The organism is Providencia sp. PROV202 (assembly GCF_028479565.1).
GTDB classification, from domain to species: domain Bacteria; phylum Pseudomonadota; class Gammaproteobacteria; order Enterobacterales; family Enterobacteriaceae; genus Providencia; species Providencia zhijiangensis.
On the sequence record NZ_JAMPNV010000009.1, the window covers coordinates 61,939 to 82,431 of the forward strand.

Annotated in this window: 17 protein-coding genes; 8 read left to right on the forward strand and 9 right to left on the reverse strand. The window is 42.8% G+C overall.

The genetic code is table 11. From position 1 onward, the window contains the following. Positions 1-88: 88 nt before the first annotated feature. The 3 genes from PR799_RS05570 to PR799_RS05580 are packed head-to-tail and all read left to right on the forward strand — an operon-like array spanning position 89 to position 1,284. Positions 89-424 (forward strand): ArsR/SmtB family transcription factor, encoded by a 336-nt coding sequence (locus PR799_RS05570; protein ID WP_036975329.1) that lies wholly within the window; start codon positions 89-91, stop codon positions 422-424. Between the two features lies 1 nt (position 425). Continuing rightward, entirely contained in the window at positions 426-863 is a 438-nt protein-coding gene (locus PR799_RS05575) for a YeeE/YedE family protein (RefSeq protein ID WP_272521438.1), read from the forward strand. Positions 864-867: 4 nt separating this feature from the next. Continuing rightward, the gene (locus PR799_RS05580) at positions 868-1,284 is read left to right on the forward strand and encodes a DUF6691 family protein (protein WP_006661135.1); all 417 of its coding nucleotides are present in this window, start codon (positions 868-870) and stop codon (positions 1,282-1,284) included. 331 nt (positions 1,285-1,615) lie between these two features. Here the strand turns inward: PR799_RS05580 and metK are convergent, their stop codons facing one another. Beyond that, a complete protein-coding gene (gene metK, locus PR799_RS05585; RefSeq protein WP_006661136.1) occupies positions 1,616-2,767 on the reverse strand; it encodes a methionine adenosyltransferase in 1,152 nt (383 codons plus the stop codon). A 691-nt stretch (positions 2,768-3,458) separates the two neighbouring features. Here metK and speA point away from each other — a divergent pair. Next, positions 3,459-5,363 (forward strand): biosynthetic arginine decarboxylase, encoded by a 1,905-nt coding sequence (speA, locus tag PR799_RS05590; RefSeq protein WP_154602510.1) that lies wholly within the window; start codon positions 3,459-3,461, stop codon positions 5,361-5,363. A 13-nt stretch (positions 5,364-5,376) separates the two neighbouring features. Further along, positions 5,377-6,297, forward strand: coding sequence for an agmatinase (gene speB / locus PR799_RS05595; RefSeq protein ID WP_154602511.1), 921 nt, complete (start codon positions 5,377-5,379; stop codon positions 6,295-6,297). 54 nt (positions 6,298-6,351) lie between these two features. On the opposite strand, the gene PR799_RS05600 is transcribed toward speB, so the two are convergent. Then, a complete protein-coding gene (locus PR799_RS05600; protein ID WP_272521439.1) occupies positions 6,352-7,227 on the reverse strand; it encodes an alpha/beta fold hydrolase in 876 nt (291 codons plus the stop codon). Positions 7,228-7,443: 216 nt separating this feature from the next. On the opposite strand from PR799_RS05600, the gene PR799_RS05605 reads away from it, so the two are divergent. Further along, positions 7,444-7,683 carry a helix-hairpin-helix domain-containing protein gene (locus PR799_RS05605; RefSeq protein ID WP_154602513.1) on the forward strand — a complete coding sequence of 80 codons (240 nt, stop codon included), beginning with the start codon at positions 7,444-7,446 and terminating at the stop codon, positions 7,681-7,683. A gap of 8 nt (positions 7,684-7,691) precedes the next feature. Here the strand turns inward: PR799_RS05605 and PR799_RS05610 are convergent, their stop codons facing one another. From PR799_RS05610 to leuA, 7 genes are all read right to left on the reverse strand, one after another. After that, a complete protein-coding gene (locus PR799_RS05610) occupies positions 7,692-8,420 on the reverse strand; it encodes a TerC family protein (RefSeq protein WP_154602514.1) in 729 nt (242 codons plus the stop codon). 61 nt (positions 8,421-8,481) lie between these two features. Next, a complete protein-coding gene (mutH, locus tag PR799_RS05615) occupies positions 8,482-9,165 on the reverse strand; it encodes a DNA mismatch repair endonuclease MutH (protein WP_418055353.1) in 684 nt (227 codons plus the stop codon). Positions 9,166-9,734: 569 nt separating this feature from the next. Continuing rightward, positions 9,735-11,411: an HTH-type transcriptional regulator SgrR gene (gene sgrR, locus PR799_RS05620; protein ID WP_272521440.1), complete on the reverse strand. Its 1,677-nt coding sequence runs from the start codon at positions 11,409-11,411 to the stop codon at positions 9,735-9,737. 452 nt (positions 11,412-11,863) lie between these two features. After that, complete coding sequence (leuD, locus tag PR799_RS05625) at positions 11,864-12,466, reverse strand: 3-isopropylmalate dehydratase small subunit (RefSeq protein WP_154602516.1); 603 nt, start codon at positions 12,464-12,466, stop codon at positions 11,864-11,866. 11 nt (positions 12,467-12,477) lie between these two features. Beyond that, positions 12,478-13,881: a 3-isopropylmalate dehydratase large subunit gene (gene leuC / locus PR799_RS05630; protein WP_154627334.1), complete on the reverse strand. Its 1,404-nt coding sequence runs from the start codon at positions 13,879-13,881 to the stop codon at positions 12,478-12,480. Position 13,882: 1 nt separating this feature from the next. Then, positions 13,883-14,974 (reverse strand): 3-isopropylmalate dehydrogenase, encoded by a 1,092-nt coding sequence (leuB, locus tag PR799_RS05635; protein WP_272521441.1) that lies wholly within the window; start codon positions 14,972-14,974, stop codon positions 13,883-13,885. A gap of 2 nt (positions 14,975-14,976) precedes the next feature. Next, the gene (gene leuA / locus PR799_RS05640; RefSeq protein WP_154627336.1) at positions 14,977-16,557 is read right to left on the reverse strand and encodes a 2-isopropylmalate synthase; all 1,581 of its coding nucleotides are present in this window, start codon (positions 16,555-16,557) and stop codon (positions 14,977-14,979) included. Positions 16,558-17,463: 906 nt separating this feature from the next. Between leuA and leuO the strand changes: the two genes are divergently transcribed. Beyond that, positions 17,464-18,411, forward strand: a complete 948-nt coding sequence (gene leuO, locus PR799_RS05645; RefSeq protein WP_154627338.1) for a transcriptional regulator LeuO — start codon at positions 17,464-17,466, stop codon at positions 18,409-18,411. A gap of 321 nt (positions 18,412-18,732) precedes the next feature. Further along, a complete protein-coding gene (locus tag PR799_RS05650; RefSeq protein ID WP_154627339.1) occupies positions 18,733-20,490 on the forward strand; it encodes an AMP-dependent synthetase/ligase in 1,758 nt (585 codons plus the stop codon). The last annotated feature ends 3 nt before the right edge of the window (positions 20,491-20,493 follow it).

The window sequence follows — 20,493 nt, forward strand, 5'->3', positions numbered from 1 at the left end:
TCTAACAAGTGATAATTGACATTCAATATATCAAAATATATATTATTTTAAGGTATAATAATATGTATAAGTAACTAGAGATTGAATGATGCCAAAGAATGAACAACCAAATTCAGAACAGCTGCTTTTAGCAATGACCCAAGCAGCAACGCAAACTGCGTCATTATTAAAAACACTGGGGAACCCAGACAGATTGTTATTGCTGTGCCAATTAACGCAGGGCGAAGCGTGCGTGAGCGATTTAGAAGCTTCGCTAGGTATTGTGCAGCCGACGTTATCGCAGCAGTTAACCGTACTAAGAAATGAAGGATTAGTCGCAACGCGTCGGGAAGGTAAGCGTATCTATTATTCTATTGCAGATGAGAAATTATTTACCTTACTCAATACGTTGTATCAACTCTATTGTCCTGTGAAGGGGAATTAAAATGACGATTGATTGGGCGCATTTTACGCCAGGCTCTGCGGCAGTTGGCGGTGTTTTGATTGGTTTAGCAGTGGCAATATTATTGATTTTTAATGGGCGAATTGCAGGGATCAGCGGGATTTTAGCGGGAGTCCTGAAACCCACTAAAGGGGATACAGCTTGGAAGCTTGCTTTTATTGTCGGCATCTTGGTTGCGCCGCTACTGTTTACTGCCTTTGTGTATGCGCCTGAAGTGGCAATTACAACTAGCACGCCGTTACTTATTGTCGCAGGACTATTAGTGGGATTTGGTACTCGACTCGGTGGGGGATGTACTAGCGGTCACGGTATTTGCGGTATGGCGAGGTTTTCCCGCCGTTCCATCATTGCGGTTGTTATTTTCATGCTGATGGCATTTATCACGGTTGCCGTCATTAATCATTTTGGTTTAAGAGGGTAATTCAATGCCAATCATCGTTGCGTTAGTCTCTGGAATTTTATTTGGATTGGGGTTGCTACTGGCTGGTATGGGGAACCCTGCTAAGATTCTGGCTTTCTTGGATATCACTGGCAATTGGGATCCATCGCTATTAGTGACGATGGTCGTTGCCATGGTCATCAGTGCTATTGGGTACCAGTTCGTGAAAAAGCGCAAATCCAGTGTATTAAATTGTCCATTGCAGATCCCAACCAGCAAGCTTATTGATAAGAAGCTACTTATTGGTAGTGCATTGTTTGGCTTAGGTTGGGGACTTGGGGGAATTTGCCCAGGACCTGCCATTTTATTAACGGGTATGGGACTGACTCAAGGTATTTTGTTTACGCTGGCGATGATAGCGGGAATGGCCATTTTCCAGTTGTTTCAACGTACTGAAAAGTAATCAAAACGAATGAGTCAATTAATTTGATTATTCTACTCAAAAAATGAGGCGAATAGAAAGGTTATTTGACTCATTACATTGGAGAGCAATTTTAGGTATAAAAAAACCCATCATTAAGATGGGTGAGGTTGTTGACAAAGCAGGATAAAAGCGTCGTTTTTCCTGCTTTGTGTTATCAGGCGAAAATCAATAAATTGATTTGCCTTGTTAATTTTACAACCCAAAAGAGCCATTTCCAAACCTGATGGGTTTGTCAATGGTCTGACCCATCATTAAGATGGGTCTTTATTAAGCTAATTTTTACGCTTAGCGTCAGTGACACTCGCGAAAATTACAGGCCAGCAGCTTCGCGCAGTTGTGCCGCTTTGTCGGTTTTTTCCCATGGGAATTGTGGGCGACCAAAGTGACCGTAAGACGCAGTTTGCTGGTACATTGGGTGTAATAAATCCAGCATTTGAATTAGACCGTAAGGACGTAAGTCAAAGAATTCGCGGACTAATTTTACAAGCAATGCTTCGTCAACTTTACCCGTACCGAACGTTTCTACCATGATAGAGGTAGGCTCTGCGACACCGATAGCGTAAGAAACTTGGATTTCACAACGGTCAGCTAAACCTGCAGCAACGATATTTTTTGCAACATAACGCGCCGCATAAGCAGCAGAACGGTCAACTTTTGATGGATCCTTACCAGAGAATGCCCCACCACCGTGACGTGCCATACCGCCGTATGTATCGACGATAATTTTACGACCCGTTAAACCACAGTCACCCATTGGCCCGCCGATAACGAAACGGCCTGTTGGGTTGATGAAGTATTTAGTTGCTGGAGATAACCATTCAGCAGGTAGAACTGGTTTGATGATCTCTTCCATAACCGCTTCGTGTAAAGCTTTTTGGTCAATATCTTCTGAGTGCTGTGTGGACAGAACTACCGCGTCAATACCGACAATTTTGTTGTCATCGTATTGGAAGGTGACTTGGCTTTTCGCATCTGGGCGTAACCATGGCAGTGTGCCATTTTTACGAACTTCAGCTTGGCGCTGCACTAAACGATGTGCATAAGTCACCGGTGCAGGCATTAATACGTCAGTTTCGTTAGTTGCATAACCAAACATTAGACCTTGGTCGCCAGCGCCTTGTTCTAGAGGATCTGCACGGTCAACACCTTGGTTGATGTCTGGTGATTGTTTACCAATTGCGCTTAATACTGCGCAAGAGTTGGCATCAAAGCCCATGTCTGAACTGGTATAACCGATTTCACGAACGGTTTTACGCGTAATTTCTTCAATATCGACCCATGCACTGGTAGTGATTTCACCACCAACCATGACCATGCCGGTTTTGACATAGGTTTCGCAAGCTACGCGCGCTTTTGGGTCTTGTTCAAGAATAGCATCAAGGACCGCATCAGAAATTTGGTCAGCAATTTTATCAGGATGCCCTTCTGATACGGACTCAGAAGTAAAGAGGTGTGTAGACATGAGATTAATACCTTAAGAATTCAAAGAACATTATAGTTGGATGTTTTAACATCTAGACGGCTATTCTAGACTTTTCAATGAATAATTTCTACCTGTTTTTCAGCCTAAAATGATAAGCGCATAAATGGCTAATTCAGTTAGTTTTATCGTGAATGTGAAATTTTAGATAATTTGCTTTTGCATTTTGGGGCTATTCAAGGTATAAACTGCGACCGTAGCGGATGGTTGTCATTTCCCGCTATATACCAGCAGGTCAGCCATGAGTCTGCTTTCTATCAGGAATGTTTATAACCGGTTGAATTTCAATAATAATCATTGAAGTTTTTAAGGGGAAAACAGTTATATTGGGGGTTAATGGGCGATGATCCATAATCTGCTGAATAACAGTATCCAACCGTCTTACGCGGATCGCCGTGTGACATTGGCTTTTACTTTCCTGTCTATGTTGACTTCATCGCGAAGTTACCGTCATACCTATCATAGATCCATAATACTTAGCCAGTAATCTATAATGTAGTCGTCTGCTAAGCCTGTGGATATATATTGTCACCGTTTAGAAGTTCTAAGCACTTTAATTACAATCTGAGTATCGCTGTTTCCCTGACATTACTGCCTAGTTGCATCATGCGCTTGGTCGCTGCTTGTCTGGAAGGAGAACGCATCACTCACCCCTCCATACTAGGAGTTTATTATGAATGATAATATCGCTCGCAAGATGCGCCAAACTTACAATATTGCGTATTGGGGCGGTGGTTACTATCAGGTGAATGAGCGCGGAAATGTCTGTGTTTGCCCGAATCCTGAAAACCCGGACACCTTTGTTGATTTAGCTGATTTAGTCTACCAAGTTAAAGAAGAGCAGGAACATTTACGTTTACCTGCGCTGTTCTGTTTCCCTCAAATTCTGCAACACCGTTTGCGTTCAATTAACGCGGCGTTTAAACGTGCGCGGGAATCTTACGGTTATAAAGGAGACTATTTTTTAGTCTACCCAATTAAAGTTAACCAACAACGCCGTGTGATTGAATCGCTGGTCAATTCTGGTGAACCTTTAGGGTTAGAAGCGGGTTCAAAAGCGGAGCTAATGGCAGTATTAGCCAACGCAGGTCGCACTCGCACTGTGATTGTGTGTAACGGCTATAAAGATCGCGAATATATTCGTCTGGCTTTAATTGGCGAAAAACTGGGTCACAAAGTGTACCTGGTTATCGAAAAAATGTCTGAAATCGAGATGGTGCTGGAAGAAGCGCAAAAACTGGAAGTAACGCCTCGTTTAGGTGTTCGTGCCCGTTTAGCATCCCAAGGTTCAGGTAAATGGCAGGCGAGTGGCGGTGAAAAATCTAAATTTGGATTGGCTGCAACACAAGTTCTGCAATTAGTCGAAATTTTACGCAATGCGAACCGCTTGGATAGCCTGCAATTATTGCACTTCCATTTAGGTTCTCAAATGGCGAATATTCGCGATATCGCGACAGGGGTTCGTGAGTCAGCCCGTTTCTACGTCGAGTTGCATCAATTAGGTGTCAACATTCAGTGTTTTGACGTGGGCGGTGGCTTAGGCGTTGATTATGAAGGTACGCGTTCTCAGTCAGATTGTTCGGTTAACTATGGCTTGAACGAATACGCGAACAACGTGATTTGGGCGATTGGTGATGCGTGTGAAGAGTTTAACTTGCCACACCCAACGGTGATCACCGAGTCTGGGCGTGCATTGACCGCTCACCATACCGTGTTAGTCTCTAACGTGATTGGGGTTGAGCGTAACGAATTCACCAAAACCACTCCGCCGAGCGAAGATGCGCCACGTTCGCTGGTTTCGCTATGGGAAACGTGGGAATCCATGCAGCATCAAGGCAATAGCCGCTCGCTGCGTGAATGGCTACACGATAGCCAATTTGATTTGCAAGAAGCGCACACTCAGTATGCGCATGGTGTGTTGGACTTAACACAACGGGCATGGGCAGAAGAGCTATACTTAAATATCTGTCGCCGTATTCAGCAAGATTTAGACCCAAGCAACCGCGCCCATCGCCCAATTATTGATGAGCTGCAAGAGCGTATGGCGGATAAATTCTATGTGAATTTCTCGCTGTTCCAATCGCTCCCTGATGCTTGGGGAATTGACCAAGTGTTCCCAGTCTTGCCAATCGAAGGCTTAGATAAGCCGTTAGACCGACGTGCGGTGTTACTGGATATTACTTGCGACTCAGATGGTATTATTGATCACTATGTTGATGGTGATGGGGTGGAAACCACCATGCCAATGCCAGCGTATGATCCAGAAAATCCACCAATGATTGGCTTCTTTATGATCGGGGCATACCAAGAAATTTTAGGCAACATGCACAACTTGTTCGGTGATACTGCCGCCATCGATGTGTGGGTTGATAGCCAAGGCAGTATTCGTTACCTGCAAAGTGAAGAGGGCGATTCAGTCGCCGATATGCTGCAATATGTGAAGCTGGTTCCTGAAGTGCTGTTAGAAAGCTTTATTGAGCAAGTGAAAGGCACTGGGCTGAGTGACGAACTGCAAAAAGATTTTGTGAACGAGTTTGAAAGTGGGTTGTACGGTTACACTTACTTAGAAGATGAATGATTAAGGAACAGTGATGATTAATAGCACATTAGGAAATCAGGTTGATAATTCACTGGTTTCAAACGCATTTGGTTTTTTACGTTTTCCGTTAAATTTCCAACCATACAGCTCTGATGCTGATTGGGTGATCACGGGTGTTCCATTTGATATGGCAACCTCAGGACGCGCGGGTAGCCGTCATGGGCCTGCTGCTATTCGTCAGGTTTCCACTAACCTTGCGTGGGAAAGCCACCGTTGGCCGTGGGATTTTAAATTAAAAAACAAACTCAACGTGGTTGATTGCGGCGATGTGGTGTTTGCATTCGGTGACGCGCAAGATATGTGCGACAAACTGCAAGCTCACACTGAAAAGTTGCTGGAATCCGGTAAACGTTGCCTAACGTTTGGTGGCGACCACTTTGTGACATTGCCATTACTGCGCGCCCACGCGAAGCACTTCGGTAAAATGGCGTTAGTGCATTTTGATGCGCACACTGACACATACGGTAATGGCAGTCTGTATGACCACGGTACCATGTTCTATCATGCGCCAAAAGAAGGCTTGATCGACCCAAATCATTCCGTGCAGATTGGTATTCGTACTGAGCATGATTCTGACAACGGTTTCACGGTATTGGATGCGGCTCAAGCGAATGATCGTGGCGTGGATGACATGGTTGCTCAGATCAAACAAATCGTGGGTGATATGCCCGTTTATCTGACGTTTGATATTGACTGTCTGGATCCTGCCTTTGCACCAGGAACCGGCACGCCAGTGATTGGTGGGTTAACATCTGATAAAGCGTTAAAACTGCTGCGTGGCATTAAGTCACTGAATATTGTTGGGATGGATGTGGTGGAAGTGGCACCAGCCTATGACCAATCAGAAATTACGGCATTAGCCGCGGCGACGATTGCATTGGAACTGTTATATATCCAAGCGTCTAAGAAATAAGTTTTAATCCGCTATTTAAGGTGCCTAATGTTTCATTGGGCACCTTTTTTATGCCTAAAGGCTGTGTTCTTTCAATTGGGCAAGAATGGAATAGGCTTGTGTCCACAGAACCGAGCCGCCTTCATGAGAGAACAAAAAGTGTTCGCTATCAGGAAAACGCTGAGCCAGTGTTTTACCAAAATCAGGGGAGTGCACGGTACTCACATCTTGCTCGCCATACCACAGCGCGACAGGGCAGTGGATATCTTCAGGATTGAACTGCCAATGCTGCAGAGCGATTAAGAGATCTTGAACATAGCCTTGGTTACCTTGCATAAATGCACGTTCCATACAGTCACTGTAGGCGGCTAAGAAGCTCTCTTCGCTATAAACCTGCTGGTCTATCTCTGCGCTACAGTTAAGAATAAACGCCAGTAACCATTGTGAGGTCACATTGCGCATCAACCATTCTGATAAAGCATCAGGGGTATGAATGGCTTGCTCCTGCATATTAATCACATCTTGTTTTAATTGCGCTCGGGTTGCAGGAAACTCAAATTGGTCTTGTCCTGACACAAGTGATAATGAAATTGGGGAAGCGTAGCTGGCGAGTGCCATGGCGAAAACGGCACCTTGAGAAAAACCGACAACGGAAAATGATGGCAGTTTTTGAGCATTCAGAAGTTCTTGAATATCTTGAGCAAAGCGTTGTAGGGATTTATGATCATCAAAGGTGGATTGACCCAGTCCGGCACGCTCTGGGGTTATCAAGCGTATATTTAGCTCTTCAAGACGGTCAATGCCAAAGCCCAGTGTACCGCTCATCCCTGCGCCAGTACAAAAAATTACGGGGAACCCCTGTTCAGGGCCAGATTCATACCAACACAAAAGTCGCCCATCAGATAATGTCATCGACATATGGCGAGTATTGGATATTTTGTTGCTATACATAATAAATACCTACAAGATAGAATTTTTAGTGCGACATGTTAGTTTCTATCGCGAGTCGTCAATGACTTTACCGTTGTTATTTCCTATTTGCTAAAACAGATTTGTAGGGCAGGTAACTCAACCTGTTATAGACAGCTCAGAATTTTAAATTAAGAAATAGGCTAATTGCAAAATATACGCTCAATTACGGCTGTTTTACAGCCAAAAGGATAATTTATGCCATTTTCAGACTCAGAAAAGCAAATTCTCTTAGCGGTGAAGGGAGTTGGACCAACAGTGATTAGTCGATTAGAACAAATGGGGTTTTCATCTTTAGCGCAGTTAAGTGAAGCTTCTTATGATGAAATTTTAATTTCGGGCGCAGCACTAACGGGGTCAAGTTGTTGGAAAAATAGCCCTCAGGCTAAAAAAGCGGTGGAAGGCGCCATTGCCGCAGCTAAGGACGCCTTACGCTAAAGCCTCTATTATTGCTTGTTTTTCATTTTCCACTTTTTGCTGCGCAGAATATTGAGCATTTGCACTGACATGGAGAAGAACATAGCAAAATAGATATAGCCTTTTGAAACATGCACCTGAACACTTTCAAGTAACAGAGTGAAGCCCACAAGGATCAAGAAAGAGAGCGCGAGGATTTTAACGGAAGGGTAACGCTCCACAAAATCACCAATCGGTTTCGCGGCGAACATCATGATCATGACCGCCATAATCACTGCGGCCATCATAATAAACAGATGGTCAGATAGCCCCACAGCGGTGATCACGGAATCTAAGCTAAAGATAATATCTAAAATTGCGATTTGCATAATGGCTCCCCAGAATGAAGTGACTTTTTTCTGGGCTATCCCATCATCGTCTTCCCCTTCAATAGTATCGAAAATCTCCTGACTGGATTTCCAAATGAGGAATAAGCCACCGGCACATAAAATTAAGTCGCGGGCGGAAACGGTATGTTCAGCTAATGTGAAGAGTGGTGTTGTGAGGCGTGCGAGCCAAGCAATGGACGCTAGTAGTGCTAAGCGCATTCCCATCGCTGCGATTAATCCAATACGTCTGGCGCTATTTTGTTGATGGGCAGGCAATTTGCTGACGACAATACTTAAGAAAATAATATTATCGATACCCAGTACGACTTCCAAAATTGTTAATGTTGCCAATGCCATCCAAGCATGGGGATCTAAGAACCACTCAAACATCTTATTGCCTTAAAAATGGAATAAAAAATCGTCTGTTTGGTACAGGCGATGCCTTGACCGATTAACCGAGGTTAAAGTGCCGCGCTAATAATGGACCCGTAAAATCTTTTTTTAAATAGAAACCTCTCGGTAATGTCATTATTGGCTGTCCAAATTCACCAATACCTTCGGTTAGCGCTCTATTATTTGCCGCTTTGGGACGAATTTGTAGAACTTGTCCGTGACGAGCGGTGATGGTTTCTACTTTTCCCAGCACAATTAAATCCATTAACTCTTCCCAATCTTGGCGTAAAAGTTGTTCTTCAAGCGCAGAAGGGCTCCAAATCAGCGGGTTTGCAATACGGCGCTGGGCAAGTGGAATTTGGCGTTCACCTTCAATCGGAAACCACAGAATGCGAGATAATTTGCGGCGCACATGGCTATTTTCCCATGTCAGGCCGCTATTGCCCGTAAGTGGCGCGACAGAAACAAACGTCGTTTCTAATGGTACGCCATGGCGATCGATTGGAATTGTTTTAAGCTCAACGCCAATATCTGCAAAATCTTGTTCGGCTTTACTGCCTGCGGTCGCACCTAAAAAATACTCTAACAGTGTCCCGACCCAGCCTTTATCTCGTTTAAGATCGGGGGGGATTGGGATGCCTGCAATAGTAGCTAACTCACCAAGCGTATAGCCTGCAAGGGCTTGGGCTCGCGCTAATAAGACGGTTTCATTTTCTGGTGGTGAAGGCGGTATAAAGGACATAGTCGACAGAGTTTGATTGTGTTTAAAAAATAACCAAGAAAATGGTTGCAAGATAGGGTGAGTATAACACTTTTTAGTCACTGTATTTAACTTCATGATATATATATGGATATTAGATAATAATCACAGATGGGATTATGAATATTTAGGGTTATTCAACTTCATCCCAAGATAATCACAGGATCATGCACTAGGTTATCCACAGGATTTCTGGATAACTGTGAAAAACTGCGATTACTGTGTGAATTTACAGCCTTGACTAATGTCATTTATTGAAGCTCGTCACAAAAAGCGGGTAAGTTAAGTACATTCCTTGTGGATAAAACATGCATTGATTGATCTTTGCTCAGTTGAACTCCTAACAAAAAAAGAGGGGAAAACTCACAGTGGATATCTCATGTGAAATCCATTTATTACTATGATTTATAATGTTTTATTTTTTAGTATGATTTTTTGTTAGAAATGAACAGTTGGGATATACCCTGATTACTATCTGGTTGTTCACATGGATATCCACAGAAAAAGTGAATAAAATCCATTTTGCTCACTCTAACTGTTTATAACTATCATCAATTCTGTGTATTATCCTCAGTTGGCTTAAACCAAGCTGATTTAAAGTCAAACCAGCCAAAGGTATTCATACGAACACCTCGCATCGTTCTTTGACCTTGTAACTCTAACCAGTGATGAAAAATGGGGTGGAAGACTTGAGAATCAATCAAGCTCTCGCACCAAGATTCCACATCCAATTTTTGCTGGCGCCACAGCTGTAACTCTTTATCGAGGGTTTTTCCTAAACACTGACGCAATAGCGGCATTTCGTACAAGGTGGCGAAGATAGAGAATTCAAGAGGTTTATAAAAGTTGGCAGTGGAGAGCCAAATATCGCTCTTCGCATCCCCGTTAAACCAATCATCATAATCAACGATGTTAATTTTAAGCTCTACTCCTTGGGTTTCTAACACTCGCTTCATGATTTGGCTGATGGCATAAAATTCATGATGATGGTGATAAAAAGTGACAGTTAGCTCAGTTAAATCTTCAGGTTTAGTGCGCTGGGAGAGCATTTTACTGTGATGCCAATGAAGCAGTAATCCATAAGCAGGTGCCCAGTGGCGTTGATAGAAGGATTCACAGTGCGCCAGTAGGTTGACGGGGGTTAAAAAGCTGCACAGCCATTTACGCACATCTTCCCGTTGAGAAATATCGGAGCGTTGGTCGAATAACAGAAAATAGCAACCTTCTTCCATGCGGCTTTCGAGGGAGTCATTGTGGCGTTTGTCGCCATCCATTTTTAATGTGGTACACACCATCTGCTCAGAAAGTTCGGGAACCACCCAAATAGTCACTTCATCCAACAAGGCGCGATAGCCAAAATAGCGATCAAAAGCGCTGATGGTGAGTTTCTGCGGGATGTTGGTTTCTACTTCATAAGGACCCGTACCAATAGGGCGCTGACTAAAACCGCTGATGGTTTCCCACTCTTTCGGGAGAATGGCGGCATGTGGGCTGCCCAGTAACCAAGGAAATTGGGTATCAGGATGGCTCAGATGGATATCAATTACGTAAGGTTGCGAGGAGGTGACTGAGTGAATATGTGAGAACAGCGGCCAGCACTGCTTTAATCGTAATAAAGAGTGGATAATATCCTCCACTTGCATTTCACGTCCATGATGAAAATAGATAGCCGGACGTAAATAAAAGCGCCAATGTTGCTCATTAACGGCTTGCCAGTGGTGAGCAATACCATCTTCCACTTCCCCTTTTTCCTCATTTAAGTGAGTTAATCCATTAAATATCTGACTCATTAAGTGGATTTCAGAGCGGCGCATTGGGGTGCCGGGAAGTAAATTAGGAAAATCACGGTAATAAATGATGCGCAGTAAGTTTTTACCTTGTCGATAACTGCGCTCGAGCTCTGATAAGACCATTTGGCGGATAGTCTCTTTATCGCCAACAAGCGCCACGAGTTTTTCAATACTTTCTTCTTTTAATAACTGTTCTGCTTGTGCTTGCTGAAGCTCTAATCCATTGATATGAAAAATTAATGCGGAACGCTTTCCTCGTCCCGCTTCGGCTTGCCAACTGAGCCAACCATGAGCTTGCATATTATTGAGTAGCGTACGTACATGGCGACGAGAACAAAACAGGATCTCCGCAATATCTTGCAAAGTGGTTTCGCTGTTTTTTCCCTGAAAATGTTGCCACAAGCGAACAAATTGGGTTTGTAATCGAGAATTAGACATAAAAGAGGAACTCCGGAAAAAATTGTATCAATTTTAATATCCTATATTCCGTAGATAATAGGGGACAGTAAGTAGCTCTATTGACCTGTTTGTTGCAGGTTTACTCCCCCATTTATTGAGTAATGGTATATTTACCAGCCGGTATGTGAATGCATATCGGCTTTTTTTCTTTTTTCTTCATATTTCACGTTGTGGCTGTGTTGGCTTCATTCGGCTACTCAGGTCACATACTTATGTATGCTCCCCGAGATATCCTCATTTTGCCGCCTTGCCACAACATGAACTATTTTGCAAAAACGGTTTGATTAAACCCAGAATCATGATTATTTGAAATCATGGCATATTCAGAATTAATGGGGAAGGATTTATTGGTGGGCGCGGTTTGTTGGAGTTGAGTTCTACTTTTATAAATACAAATAGGTAAGAAAAAGCCCACCGAAGTGGGCTGGAGATTAATTCATAAAGGCAGGGAGCTTTTGTTCATAATCTTTAATTTGGTCGACGTGCTGTAATGTCAAACCAATACTATCTAAACCATTCATCATGCAATGGCGGCGGAAACTGTCAATCTCGAAAGTATATACTTTGTCGCCGGCAGTGACGGTTTGTGCTTCTAAATCGACAGTAAACTGGCAACCTTCGTGGCTATTCACATAGTTGAACATCTCATCCACTTGCTGCTCGCTCAATTTAATCGGCAACAGCTGGTTATTAAATGAGTTTCCGTAAAAAATATCGGCAAAACTCGGTGCAATCACCACTTGAATGCCAAAGTCGGTCAATGCCCATGGGGCGTGCTCACGAGATGAACCGCAACCAAAGTTTTCACGGGCTAACAGAATGCTAGCGCCTTTAAATACGGGTTTGTTCAAGACAAAGTCAGGATTAGGTTGCTGGCCTTTATCATCTAAAAAACGCCAGTCATTAAATAAGTGCTGACCAAAGCCTGTACGCGTCACTTTCTGCAAAAACTGCTTTGGAATAATCGCATCGGTGTCGACGTTTGCGGCATCTAAAGGAGCAACAATCCCAACATGCTTAATAAACTTATCCATGGTTTTCTCCTTTAGATTTGAATGTCACGAACATCAGCAAAATGACCGTTAATCGCTGCGGCAGCTGCCATTGCAGGGCTGACTAAATGGGTGCGACCCGCACGACCTTGGCGACCTTCAAAGTTTCGGTTGCTGGTGGATGCGCAGCGTTCACCTGGATTCAAACGGTCGTTGTTCATCGCTAAGCACATTGAACAGCCCGGTAAGCGCCATTCGAAGCCTGCATCCATAAAGATTTTATCCAAACCTTCTTGTTCCGCTTGGGCTTTAACGGGGCCGGAACCTGGTACCACAATCGCTTGTACGCCAGATGCCACTTTCTTACCTTTGGCGATGGCAGCTGCGGCGCGTAAATCTTCGATGCGTGAGTTAGTGCAAGAGCCAATAAAGACTTTATCAATCTTCACGTCAGATAACTTAATACCTGATTCCAATCCCATATAGGCCAAGGCTTTTTCTGCAGAAGCTCGCTCGACGGGGTCAGCAAAAGATTCTGGTGCTGGGATTGGTTGGTTAATCGCGATCACTTGCCCGGGGTTAGTACCCCAAGTCACTTGCGGTGCAATAGTCTCAGCTTGGATAGTGATCACTTTGTCGAACGTCGCATCATCATCGGTTTTCAAGGTTTTCCAATACGCAACGGCATCATCCCAATCTTGACCTTTCGGTGCGAATTGGCGACCTTTCATATAATTAAAAGTCGTTTCATCAGGAGCGATAATGCCAGCTTTAGCGCCTAACTCAATCGCCATATTACAGACGGTCATGCGACCTTCCATACTCAAATCTTCAATCGCATCACCGCAGAATTCGACAATATAGCCCGTTCCACCTGCACTACCTGTCGTACCAATGATAGCTAAGACGATATCTTTTGCGGTGATCCCCGCTGGCGCTTTACCCACCACTTCAATTTTCATGGTTTTGGCTCGCGCCTGTTTCAAGGTTTGGGTCGCCATGACGTGTTCAACTTCGGATGTCCCAATCCCAAAAGCTAATGCGCCGAATGCACCGTGAGTGGCAGTATGAGAGTCACCACAAACAATGGTTGTCCCCGGTAAAGTGATGCCTTGCTCTGGCCCCATCACATGGACAATACCTTGATATGGGTGATTTAAATCATATAAAGTCACGCCGAATTCTTCGCAGTTTTTCATCAACTCTTGCATCTGAATTCGCGCCATATCACCGCAGGCATTGATATCTTTAGTTTGCGTTGACACGTTATGATCCATGGTTGCAAATGTTTTGCTTGGTTGATGCAACGGGCGATTTTTGGTTCTTAAACCATCAAACGCTTGCGGTGAAGTCACTTCATGTACCAGATGGCGATCGATATAAATTAAAGGGATTTCGTTTTCAACCTCACGGACAACGTGAGCGTCATATAATTTTTGGTATAAAGTCTTCGACATGTTAAACCCCTTCTTCAATATAACGAGCGATAATGTCACCCATTTCACTGGTACTGATTGATTGACCATTGCCCGCTAAATCTGCAGTACGATAGCCATTTTCTAATGCTTTATTCACCGCGTTTTCGATGGCATCAGCCGCTTCCGTTTGATTCAAGCTAAAACGTAACAACATGGATGCCGACAAAATTTGTGCGATTGGGTTGGCAATATTTTTGCCTGCGATATCTGGTGCTGAACCGCCTGCGGGCTCGTACAAGCCAAAGCCATCGGCGTTTAAGCTAGCTGAAGGCAACATACCCATCGAGCCTGTGATCATCGCGCACTCATCGGAAATAATGTCACCGAATAAGTTGGAGCACAGCACCACATCAAACTGAGAAGGGGCTTTGATCATCTGCATCGCGGCGTTATCGATATACATATGGTTCACTTCAACATCTGGATACTCTTTGGCAATTTGGTTAACCACTTCGCGCCACAATACGGAGCTTTGTAAAACGTTAGCTTTATCAATTGAAGTCACTTTATGGCTACGTTTGCGAGCAGATTCAAAGGCAATACGGGCAATGCGTTCAATTTCATAGCGGTGATAAACCTCGGTATCGAACGCATATTCTTCAGCCCCTTCGCCTTTACGTCCTTTTGGCTGACCAAAATAGATCCCGCCAGTTAATTCACGCACACATAAAATATCAAAGCCTTGAGCTGCAATGTCTGCGCGTAATGGGCAAAATGCTTCTAATGCTTGGTATAAACGAGCAGGGCGTAAGTTACTGAATAATTTAAAATGTTTGCGTAATGGCAATAATGCACCGCGTTCAGGCTGGCTGTCTGGTGGCAAATGTTCCCATTTTGGGCCACCCACTGAGCCGAATAATACGGCATCAGCCTCTTCACAACCTTTGACTGTCGCTTGCGGTAATGGCTCTCCGTGATTATCAATGGCCGCGCCGCCCACATCATATGCTTTGGTCGAAATTGTGATAGCAAAGCGCTTGCTAATAGCGTTTAATACTTTATGAGCTTGAGCCATCACTTCTGGGCCGATTCCATCGCCTGCTAATACCGCAATATTAAAATTCGTAGACATGTTTATACCGCTTCCTTTGTATTAATTTGTGACTCTTGGTCAGAGATTTTTTGTTTTTCTCTTTCGACTTGTTCTGCACGCCAAATACTATTTAATACATGTACCATGGCTTTTGCGGATGATTCAACGATATCCGTTGCTAATCCCATACCGTGGAAACGACGACCAAAACATTCAGCGACGATATCCACTTGCCCTAATGCATTTTCCCCCTGACCTTTTGCAGACAATTGGTAAGAAACCAATTTCATTGGGTAGTTAGTGATTTTACTAATCGCTTGGTAGATGGCATCAACAGGGCCATTTCCGGTTGCCGCTTCTGATTTTTCTGTTTCACCACACTGCATTTTGACGGTTGCAGTGGCCACAATGCTTGAACCCGACTGTGTACTAAAGTAATCCATGACAAAATGGTCAGTTTCATCTTGTTGTTTCGCGAAGAAGGCTAAAGCCTCTAAATCATAATCAAACACTTGGCCTTTTTTATCGGCTAAGTTCAAGAATGCGGTGTATAACTCATCCAAGTTGAAATCTTTACCTTCGCTGTAACCCATCTCTTCCATGCGGTGTTTAACCGCTGCACGACCTGAACGGGAGGTTAAGTTTAATTGTTGCTCTTTCAAGCCGATGGATTCAGGGGTCATGATTTCGTATGTTTCGCGATTCTTTAACACGCCATCTTGGTGGATCCCTGATGAATGCGCGAATGCGTTGCTGCCCACAACCGCTTTATTGGCAGGAATTGGGGTATTGCATAACTGGCTGACTAACTGGCTGGTGCGGTAAATTTCTTTGTGATTGATATTGGTATGCACACCTAACATCTGTTCACGTAATTTAATCGCCATAATAACTTCTTCTAACGCAGTGTTGCCGGCTCGTTCGCCTAATCCGTTGATCGTTCCTTCCACTTGGCGAGCTCCGGCTTGAACGGCGCTGATGGAGTTGGCGACTGACATGCCTAAGTCATCGTGGCAGTGAACGGAGATGATGGCTTTATCAATGTTAGGTACGCGCTCATATAAAGAAGAGATAATGCCGCCAAATTGATATGGGGTCGTGTAGCCGACGGTATCAGGGATATTAATGGTGGTCGCGCCTGCACCGATGGCGGCTTCGACAATGCGACATAAGTTGTCAATATCGGTACGACCCGCATCTTCACACGAAAATTCTACATCATCGGTATAACGACGTGCGCGTTTAATGGAGTTGATCGCCATATCCATCACGCCATCAAACGTTTTGTTTAACTTTTTCTGCATATGCAAATTGGATGTTGCTAAGAACACATGAATACGGAATGCTTCAGCCACTTTCAAGGATTCAGCCGCCACATCAATATCATTTTCAACACAGCGTGCTAATGCGCAGATACGGCTGTTTTTGATTTCGCGGGCGATAGTTTGAACAGACTCAAAATCACCTGGGGATGAGACAGGAAACCCAGCTTCAATAACATCGACACCTAAGCGCTCTAACGCGAAAGCAATTTGTAATTTTTCTTTAACGGATAAGCTGGCCTGCAAGGCTTGCTCGCCATCACGTAAGGTCGTATCGAAGATGATAACTTGGTTGCTCATAATGCGTTCCTCATAGACTAAATTTTGTTGTTTTTAATTCTGTTTGTTGGATTCCCATCTAGCCGCAGGCATAAAAAAACCCGCTGGTTGCGCGGGCTTCTTTATGTTTGTGGACAGTATTTGTTTTACTTTCCATCCATAAGCATACCGCGCAAATTGGCTGCGAGTAGTAGTAGGCTTAGTAGGCGGATAGAAAATGTCATGGGTAACTGTCTCTTTCTGAATTTCAAATAATCTGCATTTATTGATACGTGATTTCAATAATGATGTCAAACTTAATTTTTTGAGCGCGAAATGCTTGAAATTGAGTTGTTATCGATTATTGGAGTTTGTGTCTGATATTTATAATTTTCATGATGTTTTTGTCTATATCGGGCAGCTAAAAGTAGGCTAAAATTTCGTCTAAAAATTAATGGCATGATGATATTTTTATAACGTAATGATTTTTATTATGTTTATGTAATGAAAGCATGCAGAAGTTAGATAAAAGTCTTTGTTGGTATTGATGATGGTTATGCTTCAAATAAGGTTAATTATCTAATAAATAAATAATTAAAAATTAATCTGATAATGAGATTCAAGTGCGTTTATAGAAGAGATTTATTATGATTTATTCTTGAATTTGTTTTATTATTTTTATCGAAATGATGCTGGCTTTAATAAGTTACACGCACCCATTACACTGATGAATATTTGCATTTTATGATGATATCTATATCTCGATTCTAATTTATGGGCAAAAAGAATAGAAGCGTCGTTTTAATAAATGCAGGGAAAGCGAAATAACTTATCATGTATAAGTTGTTTTAAAAATAATATTTAATGATTTTATGTTTTTCGTCAATATTGCTTTGATGAATCATGTTCATTAATTAAAAATGATAAATATATTTAGTGGAGTTAAAAATGACTGATTTTGATACGATCTCAACAGCAAAAAAAGAAAGTAGCGATATTCATCTGCGTAATGTTGATTTGAACTTATTAACTGTTTTTGATGTTGTGATGCAAATGCAAAATGTCACTCGTGCAGCGCAAGTTCTCGGTATGTCTCAGCCAGCAGTAAGTAACGCCGTATCCCGTTTAAAATCTATGTTCAATGACGAATTATTTGTTCGTTATGGGCGTGGTATTCAACCAACTTCGCGTGCTAAACAATTATTTGGGCCAGTAAGACAAGCGCTTCAATTGGTGCATAATGAATTACCAGGCGCAGGATTTGATCCTAAGCAAAGCGAAAGAGCATTTAACTTATCTATTTGCTCTCCATTAGATATTCGTTTAGCGGCAATAATTGTTGATAAATTTAAAATTGCGTCGCCAAATATTCAAGTTTTCATTCATTCTTTTTTAGGGAATAACATTGCGCATCAATTAAAATATCAAGAGATAGATTTCTTCTTGGGCTATAATCAATTCGAAAAACCCGAATATCAACATCAGATTTTATTTAATGATGAATTAGTTTTAGTCGTGGCGAATCACCATCCAAGAATTGAAAGTACCATTAATCAAGAAATGTTAATGAATGAAAGACACGCTATTATGGCAATGGATAATATTGGGTCATTTAGCAAATTGTATTACCATAATACGGAACTCTCACACACTGTCAGTTATCAAGGAACTGACTTAAACAGTGTATTGAACATTGTGGCACAAACAGATTTAGTGGCGATTGCACCTAAATGGTTAGTGGAGCATCATGCAAGTCAACTGCAACTACGTACTTTATCATTGCCTTGGGAAGATAATTCTCGCCCATGTTATTTAACGTGGCATGAATCGACGGCGCGAGATAAAGGCCATCAATGGATGAAAACGCAGTTTTGCCAAATGATAGAACAGTTGTAAGCTAAATTGATTCAATTCATTCCAAGATAACACTAGCATATTCCTCTAAATACTAACTCGCCATGATGAAAATAGTGGCGAGTTTTGTTGTGTCCGTAGCATTTGCAAAAAATTTACACTTTATTCCTTTCCTCGTTTATCTTTCCGCTATACACTCAAAATATTCAGCTAACAGATGTAAGCTGAAATAATAAAAAGTATTAAAATTAGGTTATTTGTGAGTTTGCCGAATGACTTAAAATTCTAATGACCTATAGGGAATACACTTTGATTACTGAAAATCTATATCCATATCATATTGTTAACCGCATACGTTCCAGAATGGACGCGAGCGAGTCAGCGGATCGGATAGCTTTCAGTCAATGGGACAACGGACATCAATCAGAACTGACTTGGGCAGAAGTGGGAACCAAAACCACCGCGATTGCACGTCAGCTTTTGGCGATGAATGTTGCCCCGCAAGAGAATATTGGGCTTTTTGCTCATAATAGTATGAATTGGTCTTTGGTTGATCTGGCTGTATTACAAATTAAAGCCGTGACGGTGCCTCTCTATGCTACCAGCAGTATCGACCAAGCCGCCTATATCATTAATGACGCCAACATTAAGATCCTCTTTGTGGGTGCTCAAGAACAATACCAAGTTGCTTGCCAATTACTTGCCCATTGCCCGCAACTCACCGCTATCATTGCATTAGATGACAATGTCGAACTGGATGGTCAAGTGGCCAACAGCATGCACTTATCGACATTTATGTCTCTCGCTCAGCCGCATTATCAAGCTGAGTTAGATGCGCGAATTGCAGCACAAAACTTAAGTGATTTATTCACCATTATTTATACTTCGGGCACCACGGGTGAACCGAAAGGGGTGATGCTGGATTACTACAATATGGCAGCTCAGCTTTATCTTCATGACAACCGTTTAGAGCTGTCCGAAGACGATGTTTCATTATGTTTCCTGCCGCTTTCCCACGTTTTTGAACGCGCATGGAGTTTTTATGTCATGCACAGCGGAGCGCGTAATGTCTATTTAACCAATACTAATTTAGTAAAAGAAGCGCTTGCTGATGTTAAGCCAACGGTGATGTGTGCCGTACCACGTTTCTATGAGAAAGTTTACAGCGCAGTACAAAGTAAAGTATCCCAAGCGCCTTTTATGCGTCGTGTGATTTTCAAATGGGCGATTGCGATAGGGAAACAAAAAGTGAAAGCGATGGCGCAAGGTAAATCACTTTCATTTATCAACAATCGCTTATATGCATTGGCCGATAAGCTGGTTCTGAGCAAAATTCGCCAAGGGCTAGGTGGTCGCATTCGTTTTATGCCAGCGGCGGGCGCGCGTCTCGATGATGATGTGATTGCGTTTTTCTTGTCCGCAGGTGTGGATATCAAATATGGCTATGGGATGAGCGAAACTTGCGCGACAGTCTCGTGCTGGGAAGCTAACAAATACCCATTAGGTTCAATTGGTACACCGCTTTCTGCCATTTCTGTACGCATTGGAGCAAACGACGAAATCCAAGTCAAAGGCCCTGTCGTCATGAAAGGCTACTATAATCGCCCGCAAGAAACGATAGATACATTCACGGCTGATGGCTGGTTACGTACTGGAGATGCCGGAAAAATCGATGAGCAAGGCAACTTATATATTACAGATAGACTGAAAGACTTAATGAAAACGTCTAACGGGAAATATATAGCGCCACAGGTTATCGAAGGTGTTTTAGGTCAAGACCGTTTTATTGAGCATATTGCCGTCATTGCCGATGCACGTAAATTTGTCTCTGCGTTAATTGTGCCTTGCTATGACAGCCTTGAAGAGTACGCCAATTCAATTAACTTAAAATACCGTGATCGTTTGGAGCTGTTAAAAGACTCTAAAATTGTCGCGCTGTTTGAAGGTCGTCTCAAAGAGCTACAAAAGAATCTGGAAAACTTCCATCAAGTGAAGCGTTTTACACTGTTACCAAGCAACTTCTCAATGGAGAAAGGTGAATTAACGCCTACGCTGAAATTACGCCGTAAAATTATTTCAGAGCGCTACCGATTAGAAATTGAATCTATGTATCAAGAGTAATTC

Bases quoted from the DNA above. Each gene is read 5' to 3' on its own strand.
- PR799_RS05570 (WP_036975329.1), top strand. From the start codon at position 89: ATGCCAAAGAATGAACAACCAAATTCAGAACAGCTGCTTTTAGCAATG.
- PR799_RS05575 (WP_272521438.1), top strand. From the start codon at position 426: ATGACGATTGATTGGGCGCATTTTACGCCAGGCTCTGCGGCAGTTGGC.
- PR799_RS05580 (WP_006661135.1), top strand. From the start codon at position 868: ATGCCAATCATCGTTGCGTTAGTCTCTGGAATTTTATTTGGATTGGGG.
- metK (WP_006661136.1), bottom strand. From the start codon at position 2,767: ATGTCTACACACCTCTTTACTTCTGAGTCCGTATCAGAAGGGCATCCT.
- speA (WP_154602510.1), top strand. From the start codon at position 3,459: ATGAATGATAATATCGCTCGCAAGATGCGCCAAACTTACAATATTGCG.
- speB (WP_154602511.1), top strand. From the start codon at position 5,377: ATGATTAATAGCACATTAGGAAATCAGGTTGATAATTCACTGGTTTCA.
- PR799_RS05600 (WP_272521439.1), bottom strand. From the start codon at position 7,227: ATGTATAGCAACAAAATATCCAATACTCGCCATATGTCGATGACATTA.
- PR799_RS05605 (WP_154602513.1), top strand. From the start codon at position 7,444: ATGCCATTTTCAGACTCAGAAAAGCAAATTCTCTTAGCGGTGAAGGGA.
- PR799_RS05610 (WP_154602514.1), bottom strand. From the start codon at position 8,420: ATGTTTGAGTGGTTCTTAGATCCCCATGCTTGGATGGCATTGGCAACA.
- mutH (WP_418055353.1), bottom strand. From the start codon at position 9,165: ATGTCCTTTATACCGCCTTCACCACCAGAAAATGAAACCGTCTTATTA.
- sgrR (WP_272521440.1), bottom strand. From the start codon at position 11,411: ATGTCTAATTCTCGATTACAAACCCAATTTGTTCGCTTGTGGCAACAT.
- leuD (WP_154602516.1), bottom strand. From the start codon at position 12,466: ATGGATAAGTTTATTAAGCATGTTGGGATTGTTGCTCCTTTAGATGCC.
- leuC (WP_154627334.1), bottom strand. From the start codon at position 13,881: ATGTCGAAGACTTTATACCAAAAATTATATGACGCTCACGTTGTCCGT.
- leuB (WP_272521441.1), bottom strand. From the start codon at position 14,974: ATGTCTACGAATTTTAATATTGCGGTATTAGCAGGCGATGGAATCGGC.
- leuA (WP_154627336.1), bottom strand. From the start codon at position 16,557: ATGAGCAACCAAGTTATCATCTTCGATACGACCTTACGTGATGGCGAG.
- leuO (WP_154627338.1), top strand. From the start codon at position 17,464: ATGACTGATTTTGATACGATCTCAACAGCAAAAAAAGAAAGTAGCGAT.
- PR799_RS05650 (WP_154627339.1), top strand. From the start codon at position 18,733: ATGGACGCGAGCGAGTCAGCGGATCGGATAGCTTTCAGTCAATGGGAC.